At 52.4% G+C, this 14,903-nt stretch carries 6 protein-coding genes; 3 read left to right on the top strand and 3 right to left on the bottom strand.

Annotated elements, in window-relative coordinates; genetic code table 11:
- Nucleotides 1–24 precede the first annotated feature (24 nt).
- Genes B5M13_RS14775 through B5M13_RS14765 form a run of 3 tightly spaced genes read left to right on the top strand, consistent with a single transcriptional unit; the run spans nt 25 to nt 3,326 of the window.
- Nucleotides 25–1,347, top strand: coding sequence for a sugar MFS transporter (locus B5M13_RS14775; protein WP_080056409.1), 1,323 nt, complete (start codon nt 25–27; stop codon nt 1,345–1,347).
- Complete coding sequence (gene nagA / locus B5M13_RS14770) at nt 1,347–2,537, top strand: N-acetylglucosamine-6-phosphate deacetylase (RefSeq protein WP_080056408.1); 1,191 nt, start codon at nt 1,347–1,349, stop codon at nt 2,535–2,537. Before B5M13_RS14775 ends, nagA begins: the two co-directional genes overlap by 1 nt.
- Nucleotides 2,538–2,549: 12 nt before the next feature.
- Nucleotides 2,550–3,326 (top strand): 6-phosphogluconolactonase, encoded by a 777-nt coding sequence (locus B5M13_RS14765; RefSeq protein WP_080056407.1) that lies wholly within the window; start codon nt 2,550–2,552, stop codon nt 3,324–3,326.
- Between the two features lie 43 nt (nt 3,327–3,369).
- On the opposite strand, the gene B5M13_RS14760 is transcribed toward B5M13_RS14765, so the two are convergent.
- Genes B5M13_RS14760 through B5M13_RS14750 form a run of 3 tightly spaced genes read right to left on the bottom strand, consistent with a single transcriptional unit; the run spans nt 3,370 to nt 14,897 of the window.
- On the bottom strand, nt 3,370–4,710 hold the full coding sequence (locus B5M13_RS14760; protein WP_080056406.1) for a PKD domain-containing protein: 1,341 nt from the start codon (nt 4,708–4,710) through the stop codon (nt 3,370–3,372).
- A gap of 30 nt (nt 4,711–4,740) precedes the next feature.
- Nucleotides 4,741–12,765, bottom strand: coding sequence for a beta strand repeat-containing protein (locus tag B5M13_RS14755; RefSeq protein WP_080056405.1), 8,025 nt, complete (start codon nt 12,763–12,765; stop codon nt 4,741–4,743).
- A complete protein-coding gene (locus B5M13_RS14750) occupies nt 12,762–14,897 on the bottom strand; it encodes a fibronectin type III domain-containing protein (protein ID WP_155297252.1) in 2,136 nt (711 codons plus the stop codon). Before B5M13_RS14750 ends, B5M13_RS14755 begins: the two co-directional genes overlap by 4 nt.
- Nucleotides 14,898–14,903 lie beyond the last annotated feature (6 nt).

The following is a 14,903-nucleotide window of genomic DNA, read 5'->3' as shown; positions in this document are numbered from 1 at the left end:
TCACTACCAGCAAACGTTAACCCAATGGAAACAAACACACTAGCCATCGACGTCAACAGTCTGAGTAAGCGGGAAACGACCATCTCGATTTTTCTGGTCGGGCTGATGTTTTTCATCTTCGGGTTCATTTCGTGGGTCAACTCCATCCTGATTCCGTATTTCAAGATTGCCTGCGAGCTAACCAGCTTTCAGGCTTATCTGGTGGCATTTGCGTTCTATATTGCCTACTTCATCATGTCGGTTCCGGCCTCGTATTTATTAAAAGCCGTTGGATTCAAAAAAGGCATGATGATCGGTTTCTGGGCTATGGCACTGGGTGCATTTATCTTCATTCCGGCCGCTATGACCCGAACCTACGCGCTGTTTCTGATAGGTTTGTTTACCATTGGCATTGGGCTGGCCATTCTGCAAACGGCTACCAATCCCTACATCACCATTCTGGGGCCTAAAGAGCGGGCTGCCCAACGCATCAGTATGATGGGTATCTGCAACAAGGCAGCCGGGATTCTGTCGCCCCTGGTGTTTGCAGCGGTCATCCTACGACCGACGGATACCGATTTGTTTGCGCACTTAAGCACCATGAGTGCCGACCAGCGCGGAGCGGCTCTTGACGAACTGGTTCGGCGGGTTATTCCGCCCTATGCCGTATTGGGTACGTTTCTATTTGTGCTGGGCTATCTGGTCTATCGGTCCCCCCTACCCGAAATCGACACGGAACACGAAACCCCCGATGTGGCTAGTGCCAATGCGGGCAAGACCAGCATCCTCCAGTTTCCACACCTGATTCTGGGCGCATTCGCCATTTTTCTGCATGTAGGCACGCAGGTCATCGCCATCGACACAATTATTAGCTATGCCAATTCAATGGGTATCGATTTACTGAAAGCCAAGACATTCCCCTCCTATACCCTGTTCTGTACCATCTGCGGCTATATCATCGGCATCATAACCATTCCCCGGTTCATCAGTCAGGTAAACGCTCTACGCATCTGCACCTTACTGGGCACAACGTTTACCTTACTCATTCTTTTCACCCACGGAACGGTAAGGTTTCTGGGCCATACAGCCGATCTATCCATCTGGTTCGTTGTGTTGCTGGGCCTGGCGAACTCGCTGGTCTGGGCTGGTTTATGGCCACTGGCTCTGGATGGATTAGGGCGATTCACAAAACTCGGAGCGTCCATTTTAATTATGGGTTTGTGTGGTAATGCCATCATGCCTCTCGTATATGGCTATTTTGCCGATCTATATTCGGTACACACCGCCTATTGGGTACTTTTCCCCTGCTACCTGTACCTGGTCTTCTACGCTGTCTATGGTCATACCGTAAAACGGTGGGGATTCTGATGAAACAAAAAATCGTCAACGGCACCCTCTTAACGCCCTTCCGTACGATACCGAACGGCACATTGGTGATTGAGGATGGGCAGATTATCGGTGTCCACGAAAGGCCGATCGAGGTGCCTGATGCTCTCGTGATCGACGCGAAAGGGCAATTTGTGGCACCTGGCTTTATCGATATTCATGTGCATGGCGGAGGTGGGTTCGACTTTATGGATGGCACTGAAGAAGCGTTTCTGAAAATTGCCGAGCTGCATGCTCAGTACGGAACAACGGCACTGGTCCCAACCACGTTAACGGCTGAAAAGGAAGACCTGTTGCAAACGCTGGCTGTTTACGAAACCGCTCATCGACACAATTCGAAAGGAGCGGCTTTTCTGGGGATGCACCTGGAAGGGCCTTACTTTGCCCTAAGCCAGCGGGGAGCCCAGGATCCTCGGTATATCCGAAATCCCGATCCGGCCGAATACGAAGACATTCTCAATAATTCTTCGTCGATTGTCCGGTGGAGTGCGGCCCCAGAACTGGAAGGGGCCATTACGTTTGGGCAGCGGCTGCGTCAGAAAGGCATTCTGGCAGCTATTGCCCACACCGATGCGCTCTATGAGGATGTGCTTACTGCCTACGAAAACGGCTACTCGCTGGTAACGCATCTGTACTCGGCCATGTCGGGCGTTACCCGTCGGAATGCCTTTCGGTATGCGGGTGTTATTGAAAGCGCTTTTCTGCTTGACCTGGATGTGGAGATTATCGGCGATGGTATCCACCTGCCGCCCCCCTTGCTTAAACTGGTCTATAAGATCAAAGGGGCCGACCGTACTGCCCTTATTACCGATGCCATGCGGGCCGCTGGCATGCCCGAAGGCGAAAGTATACTAGGCTCCTTGAAAAACGGACTGGCCGTGATTGTAGAAGATGGCGTTGCCAAACTACCCGACCGGACGGCCTTCGCGGGAAGTGTAGCCACGATGAATCGACTAGTTCATCATATGGTTCAGCTAGCCGATGTACCCTTGCTGGAAGCCGTTCGGATGGCCAGCACAACCCCCGCCCGCATCATGGGTGTCGACCATCAAAAAGGCTCGCTGACCAAAGGGAAGGATGCCGACCTGGTATTTTTCGACCAGACTTTTACCGTTGGGCTGACTATGATCCAGGGTAACATCATCTATTCAACCTACATTAACGCAACGTAATTACCTGATACAATGAGTACCATCCCTGCTATAGTCCGTGAATTCACCGTGGATAGGCTTACGGTCAAACTCTTCGATAGCCGCCAAAGTCTGGGCGAGGAGGCAGCCCGGCAGGCCGCTGAAGCCATTCGCCACTTACTCCAGAAACAGGAAATAGTCAATATCATCTTTGCGGCTGCTCCTTCGCAGAATGAATTTCTGGCCGCTCTGGCAATTCAACCCGGTATTGCCTGGGACCGTATCCTTGCCTTCCACATGGATGAGTACGTTAATCTGGCCGACAATGCTCCCCAGCGATTCGGTAACTTCCTGAAGGATCGGCTCTTTAGCAAAGTCCCCCTGAAAGCTGTTTATTACATCAACGGCAACACCGATCCTGATACAGAGTGTAAGCGGTATGCCGAACTCCTCCAGGAATATCCCACCGATATTGTTTGTATGGGCATCGGCGAAAATTGCCATATCGCGTTCAACGACCCGCATGTAGCCCACTTCGACGACCCAGTGCTGGTTAAAAAAGTAAGTCTGGATTTAACCAGTCGCTGGCAGCAAGTACATGATGGCTGTTTTGCTACCTTATCAGATGTGCCCGAGTATGCACTTACCCTCACCATTCCGGCGCTAATAAAGGCCCCCGCCATTTTTTGTATGGTCCCCGCAGCGCATAAGGCCGAAGCGATTCACCATACCCTAGCTAATGCTATTTCGGAGCAGTACCCTTCGACCATCTTACGGCAACATGGCAACGCAACCTTGTTTATCGATCGGGAGAGCGGAGCACGATTGTAACGCGTTATAGCCATTCCCAACCCAAATCGCTCTGTTACAGGTACTACTTCAGTACTTTGATAGCGCAACGAATGCGGGAGTTAGCTCCGTCGCTCAGGTACTGCCGGATCAAAATCACGCCCTTCTGTTTGCGGGCATTTTCAAAAAGGATCAGCTTCGGACTACTTCCGTCGAAGAAATCATCCTGATCCGACGAGGGAGGGCCAATCGATAAAGCCTTTAACTGGTCTGCATCCAGTTTATCGAAATCTAGCGGGGTAGTTACCTGAGCCGGATTGAGTATACGGGTTTTGCCCACACCAGGAACAGGTGTCAATCCGATCGAAGCCGCTTCGCTGGGTGACAGAAAGCGATTGTACGCGAAGGATTCATCCAGTCCAAAGAACAAAATGTCAATGCTACCTGCATCACTGGCCTGTATCGATTCAGCTTCGGTAAAGGTTTTTCTAAGTTGTGTGGAGTAATAAATTCCCTGGGTATTGCGGGCGGAATAAATACCAAGTTCAACATTCTGGATATAGGCATACCCTTTGCTGGGTTTTATAGTAATGGATTTACTTAGCTTCTTCATTTTCTTACCGTTGCTGGTTTCCAGGGTAATCGTATAAACGCCAGCTTTCGAAAAACGAACCGTGGGCGCTGGTTGCTGACTTTGCGCAACATCCGCTCCGTCCATTGTCCAGGCGCTACTGAGGCTACCCACCGATTTATTGGTAAGGTTTAGCGTAACCGGCGCTTCCAGCTCTTCATACTGAGCCGGAATGACCAGATCGAAATCAGCTGTCAATTCGGGTTCCAGTGTAATGACCGAGTCTTTGAAGGTAGTTGAATGGGCGTTGATGAGTTTTAAACTGACTTTGTGTGAGCCGCCAACCTCGAACGTGACCACCGGATCTGGCTGATCGGAGGTAGCCGGAACCCCACCGTCAAACGTCCATTCCAGCCGATCGTAGCCAGCCGACTGGTTGGCAAAACGGACGATTGCCGGAGCAAATGAATCACCAACAACCGAATAGCTAAAGCTGGCCGACAACTTATTATCGATGGTAATTTTCTTCTCGACCACCTGTTTCACCCCATCAAGATTACTGGCTTCCAGACGGATTGTATACGTACCTGGCTTCCGGTAAACAATGTCGCCGGGCGTTTTCTGGGTTGAGGTAGCTGGTTCGCCCCCTTCGAACGTCCAGGTAAACAACTCACCGCCCTGCGAGGCATTCGTAAGGGTTACCGTAGCCGGTATGACGAAATTATTGGACACCTGATACGTGAAATCAGCCGCAACGGGTAGAGCTACTTCTTTATAACACCCCGTTAATCCGCTTACCAGGCAGGTATATCCTGCCAGGAGTGAGCATAGCTTGAAAAGCCTTTTTTGGTTCATGGGTTACTTTATCAAAAAAGATGAACAGGCCTACTTGACCACAATAATCCGTTTGCTGAAGATTTTCCCAGCAACATCGACCGACAGTACATATACCCCGGCATTAAGTGGCAGCGCATTGATAGTGGTGCTATAGTTAGTTTTGTCGGTTTCCTGGATCTCAAACAAAAGCGTATCGGGCGTATTCAGCGCATAAAGCTTCATGCTAAAGCTGGTGGGCATTTTAAACAGCAGGTTTACCGCCACATCCGCTACCGTTGGATTAGGGCTTACGGAGAGGGTCAGTTCTCCCGGATCAAACTGGACCTGCTTCGGAAAGGCATCGACAATAGTGATTTTCTTGGTCTGATAAAGCTCACATTCAGCAAATGCCGCTTTAATGCCGATGGTATAGTCGCCCAGGGTAGGTAATGAAAATTGAAGACGTGCGGCTGTTTTTTCTAGGATGGTAGCTGTAGCAGGTGTAATCCAGTCGGTGGTCAGCGGGGCAGGGTCCGACAGATTAAGGATCACAATTGGTTCATCGACTGGTCCTGTCGAGGTAGCTGCAAACCGTATTTTCCCGGTATTCTGTACCTGCTTAACGGCTACGGTTGATTTGAACTCGCAGTTCGTTTTATCAAACACCGACAGGCTATACGTGCCAGGTTGTTTGGCTTCGAGGGTAGGCGTATTAGCGGTTTGGCTATCAGGTAGCGTCCATCGGTACGACTGGGCCAGTGCATTAGTAGCATCGAGCAACACCGTTTGCCCCTGGCACACCTTCCGTTCACTGCCCAGATTGAGGTCAATTTTCGTTGGCTGAACAATCTGTGCTGTTTTGGTCAGTTGACAGCCATTCGCGTCAGCAACCTTGAAGCTTAGCGACTCTCCCCCGCATAATTTTTCCAGTCGGGTCGCCTTCTCCGCTCGTCCGTCCCATACAAAGCTGTACGGCCTGACGCCCCCAGAAATTCCAGCGTCAATGGTCCCGTCGCACGTACTGTAGCAGGTAGGCGATTTTATTTTAAAGGCAGCCTCCAGCCTGACCGGTTCATTTATCGACACATAGAGAATATCGGATCGACACCCTTTGGCATCCGACACCACGCCTGTATACACACCGGCCGAAAGGTTACTGATTTTCAAGCCTTTCGCATTATTACTCCAGCTAGCGGTATATCCTCCATTACCCCCTATGGCTGCGATTTCAATGCTCCCATTTTTATCGCCGTTACAGGCCAGGTCTTTAGTTGATACGACACTAGAGATCACTTTCTGCGGCTCTGCCAGCGAATACGAAAAGGTTCGGGAAACCTCGTTTGAATCAGTGACCGTTAGGGTATAGAGTCCAGCCGGAAGGCTTCCAAATGAATTTCGGACGGGCGCGATCTGGATAGCCGGATTGCTTTGACTTTGTAAGCTAAGCGCATACGCCGTGCTTTTGGTGAAAGGCACCCCACCCTTAGGCGTCACGAGAATCACACCGTCTTTTTTACCAAAGCAGGAGACGGCCGACGTGAGGTCAATACGGGCTTCGATGATAGGCGGTTCGGTAAGCGAAAATGACACGACACTTGAGCAACCTCCTTTCTGAGTGGCCAGACTATATCGGGCATCATACACCCTGACCCGGTAGGTTCCTCCCCGTAGGGTACTATTTTTATTCGTTGTGCCCGTCGTGACACCCGTTCCATACGAATTATCGGTTTCATCCAGCCATTCAAAGGTGTATCCGGGCGTGCCGCCAGCCACCTGCACTACGGCCTGTCCATCTTTGGTCTCGAACCCTCGTGGATCTTTCTGGGATACTTTTGTCAATACAACCGCACCAGTAGGCTGACTAACCGTAATCGACTGGCTACCAGCGGAGCAGTTATTACTATCGAACACCTGTAGGGTATACGTACCCGGCAAACGATCCGTGAGTAGATGACGGTTGCCATTGGCAAATCCAGCCGTACCCGCAGCGGCTAGCTGATATGCATAGACTCCCGTACCCCCTGCCGCCAGAATCTCGACTTTTCCATCAGCCCCACCAAAGCAGTTCACATCGGTTTTAGTCAGGGAGAACGTAACCGGGTCAGGGTTGGCGATGGTGATGCTGGCGGTTGTTTGTGCTGATGGGCTGGACCCGATCAGCGTTTCGATTAATACGGAATATGTTCCTGCTCCTAAGGTTTCGGGCGTTGTAAAGGATGGCCCTTCAAACAGATAGGTTTCAACAAGGGAATTATTCCGGGAAAGGGTGAGTCGGATGATACGTTCTCCGGTGACGATCCGTCGGTCGAGCGTTAAGGTCAGGCTCCCATTCTGGACATCGACACAACTCGGTTTTTTAACCGAGCTACTACTGATTGCAATGGGAGCTGGCGTAACCGTCAGCGTAACGTCTTCCGTACAGCTATTGCCACCACCCGCAGGGATACAGGTCGCCCGATAGGTCGTCGTGGTCGTTGGCATCACCATTTTGGTATTGCCACTCCCCAGGCCATTATCCCAGCTTACCGTGCCATTGGGGCAACCCGTGTAGGAAAGAGTAGCCGATTGCCCAACGTTTATTCGGGACGGACTGACAGCACTACTGATCGAACATTGGATCACATTCACCGTCACCGGGCTAGTGCAGGGCGTACCGCCACCATCGGGTGTGCAACTGGCGATATAGGTAGTTGTAACTGTTGGGCTAACCGTTTTGGCATTACCAGCCCCTATTCCATTATCCCAACTGACCGTTCCGTTCGGGCAACCTGTATAGGTCAGGATCGAGCTTTGCCCCGCATTGATGGTAGCCGGGCTGGCGGTGCTGCCAATGGTACATGGATTGACACTGATAGTGATCGAACTAGTACAGGCATTCCCCCCTCCTGTTGGCGTACAGGTAGCTACATAGGTGGTGGTCGCAGATGGGTTCACCGTCTTGTTGTTGCCACTGCCTACCCCATTGTCCCAACTGACCGTCCCATTTTCACAGCCTGTATACGTTAACAGGGCGCTTTGACCGGCATTTAGGCTGGACAACGTGGTCGAGGTAGTCAAATTACAACTCGTCACGGTTACCGTTACCAAACTGGTACAGGGCGTTCCGCCACCACTGGGCGTACAGGTCGCTTTGTAGGTTGTTGTAACCGACGGACTGACGGTTTGGGTACTACCTGTACCGAGTCCATTATCCCAGCTCACCGTTCCATTAGCACAACCCGTGTACGTCAGTATCGTACGTTGGCCCGCGTTGAGGGTTGATGGATTGGCCGACGCACTTAGGGTACAACCGTCTACCTGTATCGTTACTGAACTGGTACAGGGCGTTCCTCCGCCATTGGGGGTACAGGTGGCGATATAGGTCGTTGTGACAGACGGATTTACCGGTTTATTGTTCCCCGTTCCCAGGCCGTTATCCCAGCTGACGGTGCCATTACTACAACCCGAGTAGGTAAGCACGGCGTTTTGACCTGCGTTGATGGCAGACGGACTGGCCGACGCACTTAAGCTGCATCCATTCACGGTCACGGTTATCGAGCTGGTACAGGGCGTTCCCCCGCTATTGGGAGTGCAGGTTGCCTGATAAGTTGTCGTGACCGTGGGATTGACAGTCAGGTTATTACCATTCCCTACCCCGTTATCCCAGCTAACGGCCCCATTGGCACAGCCACTATATGACAAAATCGAATTCTGGCCTGTATTGATACTGGACGGGCTGGCTCCCACGCTAAAGTTACAACTGTTAACATTGACCGTCACCGAGCTAGTGCATGGACTTCCCCCACCCGACGGAGTACAGGTGACGCTGTAGGTGGTAGTGCTTGAAGGCGTCACGGATTTAGTATTTCCACTGCCTAGTCCGTCACTCCAACTCACCGTACCATTGGTACAACCCGTGTAGGTCAGCGCTGAACTCTGCCCCGCATTGATGGTAGCCGGGCTGGCGTATAGGGTCAGATTACAGGTGTTGACCGTTACCGTTATCGAACTGGTACAGGGTGTTCCCCCACCCGTTGGCGTACAGGTCGCCTGATAGGTCGTGGTGGCAGATGGACTGACGGTTTTACTATTGCCGCTGCCCAGCCCGTTATCCCAGCTGACGGTGCCATTGGAGCAACCCGTATACGATACTACCGAACTTTGACCTGCATTCAGGTTAGCAGGGCTGGCTCCTACAATGAAATTACAGGTACTGACCGTGATGGTTACCGAACTAGAGCAGGAAGCCCCACCGCCATTAGGTATGCAGGTTGCCAGATACGTCGTTGTCGATGAAGGCGTGACGGTTTTATTATTTCCCGTACCCAACCCATTATCCCAGGTAACCGTACCATTCGAACAACCCGTGTAGGTCAGCACTGAACTTTGTCCGGCATTGATATTGACCGAACTGGCTGATGCATTCAGATTACAGGGTATGACCGTGACGGTAAGGAATTCGGTACAGGTCGACCCACCTTCTTTAGGCGCGCAAACGGCCAGATAGGTCGTGGTGACGGATGGGCTGACGATCTTATCATTTCCGGTACCTACGCCATGATCCCAGCTGACAAGCCCGTATGTGCAGCCGGTATACGACAGAACGGCACTTTGTCCGGCATTGATCGTTGCTGAACTGGCGGAGGTGGTGAACGAACAATCGTGAACGGTGATAGTCAACGAACTGGTACAGGAACTACCCCCACCGGCTGGTACACAGGTGGCCTGGTAAACGGTCGTTGTCGACGGACTAACGGTTTTTGTATTCCCCGTCCCTAAACCATTATTCCAGGTGACGGTGCCCCCCGTACAGCCTGAATAGGAAAGTACCGTACTGACTCCCGTGTTGATGGTAGTTGACGTGGCCGATGTCGTCAGACTACACGGCAGTGCATTGACTGTAATTGTTACCGAGTTTGTACAAGGTGTCCCCCCTCCCGTTGGTGTGCATGTGCCGGTGTACGTTGTGGTTGCGGATGGGCTAACAGTTTTGCTGTTACCCGTACCAATTCCGTTATCCCAACTCACTGTTCCATTACTGCATCCGGTATAGGTCAATACTGAACTCTGCCCCGCATTAATGGTGGACGGACTGGCATTTACCGCTATACTACAGGCATTTACAGTAACGATAACCAAACTCGTACAGAACGATCCTCCCCCGTTAGGAGCACAGGTAGCGCTGTAGGTGGTTGTAATGACCGGAGTGACAGTTTTACTGTTTCCCGTTCCCAGGCCGTTATTCCACGTTACAGTCCCTCCATTGCAACCGCTGTACGAAAGCACTGAACTCTGCCCTGCATTGATGGTCGACGGGCTGGCGGATAGCGTAAAATTGCAGGAATTGACCGTAACAACCACAGAGTTCGTGCAGACATTCCCTCCACCTGTTGGCGTACAGGTGGCACTATAGGTCGTCGTAAGGGTTGGGCTTACCGTTTTACTATTACCCGTACCCAGCCCGTTGTCCCAGCTCACCGTACCATTCGAACAACCCGTATAGGTTAGCACTGAACTCTGCCCCGCATTGATGGTAGCCGGGCTGGCGGATAGGGTCAGATTACAGGTGTTGACCGTTACCGTTATCGAACTGGTACAGGGCGTTCCCCCACCCGTTGGCGTACAGGTCGCCTGATAGGTCGTGGTGGCGGATGGACTGACGGTTTTACTATTGCCGCTGCCCAGCCCGTTGTCCCAGCTCACCGTTCCATTACTACACCCACTGTAAGACAGCACCGAATTCTGGCCCGCATTGATGGTGGATGGACTGGCAGTAACCGTAAAATTGCAGCTACTAACGGTTACCGTCACCGAACTAGTGCATGGACTTCCCCCACCCGACGGAGTACAGGTGACGCTGTAGGTGGTAGTGCTTGAAGGCGTCACGGATTTAGTATTTCCACTGCCTAGTCCGTCACTCCAACTCACCGTACCATTGGTACAACCCGTGTAGGTCAGCGCTGAACTCTGCCCCGCATTGATATTGGCTGGGTTTGCCGAAGCGGTGAGGTTACATGCCACTACCGAAATCGTTATCGAACTGGTACAGGGCGTCCCCCCACCCGTTGGCGTACAGGTCGCCTGATAGGTCGTGGTGGCGGATGGACTGACGGTTTTACTATTGCCGCTGCCCAGCCCGTTATCCCAGCTCACTGTCCCATTACTACACCCACTGTAAGACAGCACCGAACTCTGACCCGCGTTGATGGTGGATGGACTGGCAGTAACCGTAAAATTGCAGCTACTAACGGTTACCGTCACCGAACTAGTGCAGACATTCCCTCCACCTGTTGGCGTACAGGTAGCACTATAGGTCGTCGTAAGGGTTGGGCTTACCGTTTTACTATTACCCGTACCCAGCCCGTTGTCCCAGCTCACCGTACCATTCGAACAACCCGTATAGGTTAGCACCGAATTCTGGCCCGCGTTGACGGTAGATGGACTAGCCGAAAGCGATAATCCGCAGGTATTGACTGTAATGGTTACCGAACTGGTGCAGGGGCTTCCTCCTCCCCTGGGTGTGCAGGTAGCCTGATAGGTGGTCGTGACGGATGGGCTGACGACAATACTGTTACCGTTGCCTGCACCTTGGTCCCAGCTAACGGTTCCGTTCGTACAATTTTCATAAGCCAGGGTTGTCGTTTGCCCACTATTAATCGTGGTAGAACTAGCCAGAGCCAACACCGAACAGGCCGTAACCGTGACCGAAACCGAACTGGAACAGGTGCCTCCCCCGCCCGCTGGTGTACAGGTAGCTACGTAAGTTGTTGTAACTGATGGGCTGACGGTTTTACTATTGCCTGTGCCTACCCCATTATCCCAACTCACCGTACCACCCGAACAACCTGTATAGGACAAAACCGTACTTTGCCCCGCATTGATCGTGGACGGACTGGCCGACGCACCAATCGAACAGGGACTGTTGACGGTTACGGACACCGAACCCGTGCAGGAATTACCTCCTCCACTAGGGGTACAGGTAGCACTGTAGGTCGTCGTGAGGGATGGAGTGACCGTTTTATTATTACCGCTCCCCAGCCCATTACTCCAGGTGACGGTACCGTTAGAACAACCCGTATAAGTAAGTAGCGAACTTTGCCCGGTAGATATACTGGCCGGGCTGGCTGAAAGGCTTAGCGTACAGGGGATAACCGTAACCGTTACTGAATTAGTACAGGGGGTTCCGCCACCTGTCGGTGTACAGGTCGCCTGATAAGTGGTCGTGATGGATGGACTAACGATCAGGTTATTGCCCGTACCCGCGCCATGATCCCACGATACCGTTCCGTTGGTACAGTTCTCATAGACTAACTCAGTACTCTGCCCGGCATTGATGGTCGTTGAACTGGCTAAGGCAATCACAGAGCAAGGCGTAACGGAAACCCTGACGGAACTGGAACAGGTGCTACCTCCTCCCGCGGGTGAACAGGTGGCCGTGTAGGTCGTGGTGGCGGATGGAGAAACAGTCTTGTTGTTACCCGTGCCAACGCCATTATCCCAGCTAACCGTACCACCCGTGCAACCCGTATAGGACAGAATCGAACTTTGCCCCGCATTGACAGACGTGGTACTGGCCGAAGCGGTAATGGAACAATTGCTTACCGTTACGGTCACATAGCTTAAACAGTAGCCGTTGTCTTTGTTACACTGGGCGATGTACGTTATGGAAGCCGTTGGGGTAACGGTCAGGTTATTTCCGGACCCTATACCGTTATCGCGACTATCGACCCAGTCGACCGATCCCCCAACACAACCCGTATAGGACAGAACGGTGCTTTGACCGGAACTGATGATTGAAGGGGACGCGCTGGCGGATACTGAACAGTTAATAAAATTCACCGTGATCGACTGCGAGCAAGGTGCTCCACTGGCGGGTGTACAGGTAGCGCTATAGGTAGTCGTAGCGGTCGGGCTGACGGTTTTGTTGTTGCCCGTGCCTAGGCCATGATCCCAGGTGACCGTGCCACCCGTACAGCCAACATAAGACAAGATGGAACTCTGCCCCGTACTGAGGTAATCGTAGGATTTATTCAGCGTCAGTGTACAGGTCTGAGCCTCTACGTTGGTAATGACCAGCAAACAGAGCAGCCAGCAGGCGAGTATAGCATGTTTCATGGTTTCCGTTCGATTACCGTTTCTTTCCAGCCCGATAAATACCCTTCCTGCATCCGGGCCCGAATCACATAGCGATACGGTTTATTGGGCAGCATTTCCACATAGTCGATCCACTCCCGCGAGTCTCTTTCCACTTTTTTGACCAGCGCCAGCTCATCGTCGGGCATGGCCCGGTAGATCAAAAAGTTATCGATTTTATCGGTCTGATTACAGGCCCAGGCCAGTCGGATCGTTTGGCGGATCGTATCGATAACAGATGACGTAAACTGCGAAAAATCAACAGTGCGGGTAAAGAATGGCGTTTCCAGCACGACCGGCGTTGCGGGTTGCGATCGATTCTGGCTATCGTCGAACGCAACCAGTGTATAGGCATACAGGCTTTTTTCGACTACACTGGAGTCGGTGTAGGCTTGCGTAAGTGTATCCGTAATGGTCAGCAGCTCTTCCCAGTTGGCATTGGGCATTTTCTTTCGATACAGAATATGCTTCTGGACATCCTCGGAATGGCTACGGGTCCAGTGCAGGAATATGCGTCGATCGGCCACCGTAAAACTGTCGATGATGGGCGAGGTGGGTGGGTTAATATCGGGTACGCGCAGCGTGAGGATAGGCGAGGTGGGCGATTCTTTAAAGAGCATATCCATCGCCTTTACCGTATAGTTTACTTCGCGCTGCATCTGCCGGAGGTATATGGTATCGGTGAGCGTAGTGGCCTTCGTAGTCGAATTGTTGATCCGGTGCCATTGGTCACCTTTACCATTGTAGCGGTTGACGAAGTAGCCATCGAGGTCCGATTCGGTATTGGGTTGCCAGTGTAAGGTCACGATAGCCAACTCGCCCTCGGTTCGGATAGTACCTGTGAGGCTTTTCGGCGTGGCAGGTGGGTCGTCGTCGGCCAGCGTCACCGGAAAGGGCTGTGTGTCGGAAACACGCCCGTACTGGCGGAAAATCGTACGAAGTTTGATGAAGGTTGTGAAGCCCCGCACAGGTTGCAGTGGGCTAATGTTGATCTGTCGCTGTTCGGGCCGAATATTGTCGCGCAGGACAGTGTAAGGTCCTTCACGCTCCACGGCACCCAGTATCTGATATTTCTCGACGTGTACGCTCAGTTCGGGTTTATAAAACCATTGCACATCGAGGCTGTCTTTGAAAGCGGTTTCGTTGACCGAATGGATATCTGGCGAGGGGATATTCTCCCGGCTGCGTACCCGGATGGGTTTTGTAAACGGCCCAGGCTCCTGGAACATTGTCAGGCCACGCATCCGATAATAGTAGGTCTGCTTGATCTCGGGCAATGAATCGCTCAGGCTAAGGGTATCCTGCTTTGTGGTGGGTAAGATCGGTAGGGGCGAAATAGAAGTGTAGTGGACCGAATCGGTCGAGCGTTCGATCTGGTATTGGTTGTAAATCTTCCGAAACGGTTCCGTTTTGGCCTGTAACGTAGCCGTATGCCCACTGGCTTTACCGACAAAATACCCGATGGGCGGCAATACGTTAGGATCACCGAGGCCTACTTCGGGCGAAGTTACGGCCTTGAGTTTGTAGCGGGTCGCCGAGGTCAGATTCACCACATACTGGTAGCGTTCGCCAGGGCGGGCCGTCGAGTCAACAAGACCCAGTCCGGCCATACAGGCGGCCCGGAAGTCGAGATCAGCACTGAGGGCTGCAAAGTGAAACACCTGCCGCTTCTCGTCCATTTGCTCCAGAATGTTGCTGGGGTACTTAATCCGCTCGTAGATGATCCCATAGAGCATCGCATAGAATCGGTCTTTGCGGTCCAGATACGGCTGCCACTCAGCAGCGGGGCGGGGCATCGCTTTCGCCGTCAGTACGATGCGCTGCCCGGTTTTCAGGTTAATCCGCTCCACCACATACCCATCGCGGTAGCCAAACTCGAACGTACTCTGCATGGTAGGTAGCCATCGCAGGTAGATGTACGACCCGATCGCTTTGGCGACGATACCCATCGAAGCTCGCTCGGTCAGTTCGTCGGCGGGCATAGGAATTCGTCGGATGGGAGGGGTCGTGCTGGTTTTTACCGGTGGTTTAGGCTGTGGTTTGCGCAGGCCCGGTGTTTGGGCCAGGCTTGCGTTGCTCCACAGCAACAGTAGACAAAGGAGGTATGGTTTCATGGCAAA

It is taken from the genome of Spirosoma aerolatum (assembly GCF_002056795.1).
Classification (GTDB): domain Bacteria; phylum Bacteroidota; class Bacteroidia; order Cytophagales; family Spirosomataceae; genus Spirosoma; species Spirosoma aerolatum.
The sequence above is the reverse complement of the archived record's forward strand: the minus strand, read 5'-3'. Positions and strand labels throughout refer to the sequence as shown.